5 protein-coding genes are annotated in these 2,961 nt (G+C 63.5%); 4 read left to right on the forward strand and 1 reads right to left on the reverse strand.

Features of this window, described 5'->3' with window-relative positions:
- Positions 1–7: 7 nt before the first annotated feature.
- Positions 8–700 carry a helix-turn-helix transcriptional regulator gene (locus AC1D1P_RS19455; protein WP_477670282.1) on the reverse strand — a complete coding sequence of 231 codons (693 nt, stop codon included), beginning with the start codon at positions 698–700 and terminating at the stop codon, positions 8–10.
- A gap of 55 nt (positions 701–755) precedes the next feature.
- On the opposite strand from AC1D1P_RS19455, the gene AC1D1P_RS19460 reads away from it, so the two are divergent.
- The 4 genes from AC1D1P_RS19460 to AC1D1P_RS19475 all read left to right on the forward strand — a co-directional run bounded on the left by AC1D1P_RS19460 (position 756) and on the right by AC1D1P_RS19475 (position 2,933).
- On the forward strand, positions 756–1,232 hold the full coding sequence (locus AC1D1P_RS19460; RefSeq protein ID WP_477674104.1) for a hypothetical protein: 477 nt from the start codon (positions 756–758) through the stop codon (positions 1,230–1,232).
- Positions 1,233–1,242: 10 nt separating this feature from the next.
- The gene (locus tag AC1D1P_RS19465; protein ID WP_477670284.1) at positions 1,243–1,935 is read left to right on the forward strand and encodes a penicillin-insensitive murein endopeptidase; all 693 of its coding nucleotides are present in this window, start codon (positions 1,243–1,245) and stop codon (positions 1,933–1,935) included.
- Positions 1,936–1,996: 61 nt separating this feature from the next.
- Entirely contained in the window at positions 1,997–2,575 is a 579-nt protein-coding gene (locus tag AC1D1P_RS19470) for a GNAT family N-acetyltransferase (RefSeq protein WP_477674105.1), read from the forward strand.
- Positions 2,576–2,582: 7 nt separating this feature from the next.
- Positions 2,583–2,933 carry a hypothetical protein gene (locus AC1D1P_RS19475; protein WP_477674106.1) on the forward strand — a complete coding sequence of 117 codons (351 nt, stop codon included), beginning with the start codon at positions 2,583–2,585 and terminating at the stop codon, positions 2,931–2,933.
- The last annotated feature ends 28 nt before the right edge of the window (positions 2,934–2,961 follow it).

The following is a 2,961-nucleotide window of genomic DNA, read 5'->3' on the forward strand; positions in this document are numbered from 1 at the left end:
CCCCACGTCAAGGGGGTTTGGGGCCGGCTTTGACGGCCCGCAAATAATCCGCCAGCGTACGGCCGGCCTCATGGCCCATGCGCTCGTCCAGCACGTTGATCGCGGCCATGCGGTCCACGCGAAAGTTGCGGAAGTCCTGCCGTGCTTCGCACCAGGCGCCCAGCGTCCAGACGCTGCCCCAGTAAAAACAGCCCAGCGGCCAGAGCACGCGCCGGCTTTCACGCCCGGCCGCATCAAGGTAGCGCACATCCACCTTGCAACGCGCATGCACCGCTTCGCGCAAAAGCTGCAGGCTACGCTGCATGGCCTCATCCGGATTGATCACCACCGCATACAGCGGCACGCCTTCGGCCGCTGTGCGCGCCGCGGGCGGCAGCACCGAAAAAATCTTGCCCCAGGCGGCCTCCGCATCACCCGCCATAGCCGGGTCCAGCCAGGCCTGCGCCAGGCGCACTGACGCGGCCAGCGCATTGGCTTCCTTTTGCGTGAACATCAAGGGCGGCAAATCAAACCCCGCGCCCAGCCGGTAACCGACGCCGGCCTCGCCTTCGATGGGCACACCCTGGTGCTGCAGGTCGGCCACATCGCGGTAAATCGTGCGCTCGGAAACTTCGAGCCGCTTGGCGAGGAACTCCGCCGTGCTCAGGCGGCGGCCGCGAATCAGCTGGACGAGATGGAAAAGGCGGTCGGCGCGGCGCATGGTTTGCAGATGATAGGGGAACGCCCACCCGGCTATAGTGCAAACCGTGATCACCATGCAACTGCTTCTTCAAATTCTCGCTTGCGTCGCAATCGTGGCAACCCTGGTGATCGCGCCCGTCGCATGGTTCCGCATGGTGCGAGCCCAGACGCAGTCGGTCTATTGGAAGAACATGGCGCTCTTTGTGGCGCCTATGCTGTTGACCTTCCTCCTGGCCAAGGCTGCCGGTCTCATACCGGAAGCCTCAGCACCGCCATCCACGATCCCGACGGCTAAGGATGTCCTGGCAAGCATGCCACCCGGTCAATTGATCCTGCTCTCGTTAATAGCGGTGCTCTGGGTCGGCGGCGGAAATTTACTGCTCTATCTGAATCGCAGGCGGCTCGGGAAGAAGTGGTGGCAGGCCCTGAACCCATTCGATCCTCCGTTCAAGGATTTCAACACCGCTGAGTGGCTGGCGCTGGGAGGCCTTGTGGCCGGCTCACTTACTCTTGGCGCGCTTGCTGTTTCGTATGGTCGCGGGGCCTGGTAACTGATCTTCCATGCATAAGCTCGCTTGCCTGATCGCCGCAATGCTGGCGACCCTGTCCGTCCAAGCCCTTGCCGCCGACAGCCAATGCTTCGGCACGGTCAGCAAGGGCCGCATCGAAGGCAGCGTCAAGCTGCCGACCAGCGGCCCCAACTTCTCGGCTTACAGCGCGATGGCCGCCACGGCAGGCCGCACGCATGTGCATGCCAAGGTCGCGGACGTCATCACCGCGTCCTACGCGGCGCTCCACGCCACCAGCCCATCGACCACCTATGTCTATGGCGAAACGGGCTGGCCTTCTGGCGGGCGTTTCCGGCCGCACCGTACGCATCAGAACGGCCTGTCCGTGGACTTCTTTGTGCCGGTCCGCGACGCGCAGGGAAAATCCGTACCGCTGCCGGCGGGGATCGGCAATCGCTTCAGCTACGACATTGAGTTCAATGCCGACGCCCAGTACGGCGAATACACCATCGACTTCCCCGCGATCGCCGAGCATCTGTACCAACTGGACCTGGCCGCGAAAGCGCGCGGCGCCGGCATTGCCCTGGTCATTCTTGATGCGCCGTTTTTGCCCCGGCTGTTCGCCACGCCGCGCGGCGCTTACCTGAAGCAAAACCTGAACTTCACGAAAGGCAAGCCCTGGGTTCGCCATGACGAGCATTACCACGTGGATTTCGCCATCCAGTGCAAAGCCAACACGGGCTAATGCTTGCGGCCGGCGTAATGCCTTGGCTATAGTGCCAACATCGGATCGACCTTACAGCCCCATGAAGCTCACCGTCCGCCCCCTCACGCCCGAGCGCTGGCCCGATCTTGTAGCGCTGTTTTTAGCCAAAGGCTGTTCGGTCGCGCGTGGCTGCTGGTGCATGTATTACCGGCGCAGCGGCGCACGCGAGCCACTGCCCGCGGGCACCACCGCCCCCCAGGCCAATCGCGCCGACCTGAAAAAACTCACTCGCGGCGACACCCCGCCCGGCCTGATCGGCTACCGCGGCAAGGTGCCTGTCGGCTGGGTGTCGCTGGGGCCGCGCGAAGACTATGCCAAGCTCAAACGTTCGCCGGTGATGAAGCCGGTCGATGACAAACCCGTCTGGTCGGTCATCTGTTTTGTCGTGCCATCTGAATATCGCGGCCAAGGTGTCGCGCGGGCACTGCTGGATGGGGCCATCGCCTACGCCAAAAAGCAGGGCGCCACGCTGCTCGAGGCCTATCCCGTGGACAAGCCCGGCCGCTCCCATGACGACGCTATGTGGTTCGGCGCCAAGTCCATGTATGACGATGCCGGCTTCAAGGAAGTCGCGCGCCGCAAGCCGCAGCGGCCTGTCGTGCGGCTCAAGCCTGTCTAAGTCCTGTATGGCCTATAGCTACCTTTTCTTCGAACCCGCAAGGTTGCCGCTGACCCCGGATGAACTCAACGACAGCACAGTGCGCCCGCTGGACGATGCTGTCGCGGTGCGGGCCGCGCTCTCGCGCATGCTTCCCGCTATCGCCTGGGATGATGATGAGCAGAYCGGCCGCATGCAGGCCGACGAAGGCTGGATCGAATTTCAGTTGCCGGCCTCGGAGGACACCTTGAGCATGCGCTGCTCGCTGCGGGCCGACTATTCGGCCCTGGTGCAAAGTCTGTGCGACCAGTCAGGCTGGCTGGCATTCGACGAGCAGCCCATGTGTTTTCAGCCCGGCCAGCCGCCCATGTCTGCCTAACGATCAGGCGCTGGACACAATCTCCAAT

This window comes from Polaromonas sp. P1_E1_2 (assembly GCF_056406035.1).

Coding starts and splice junctions, on each gene's coding strand:
- AC1D1P_RS19455 (WP_477670282.1), bottom strand. CDS start 700: ATGCGCCGCGCCGACCGCCTTTTCCATCTCGTCCAGCTGATTCGCGGC.
- AC1D1P_RS19460 (WP_477674104.1), top strand. CDS start 756: ATGCAACTGCTTCTTCAAATTCTCGCTTGCGTCGCAATCGTGGCAACC.
- AC1D1P_RS19465 (WP_477670284.1), top strand. CDS start 1,243: ATGCATAAGCTCGCTTGCCTGATCGCCGCAATGCTGGCGACCCTGTCC.
- AC1D1P_RS19470 (WP_477674105.1), top strand. CDS start 1,997: ATGAAGCTCACCGTCCGCCCCCTCACGCCCGAGCGCTGGCCCGATCTT.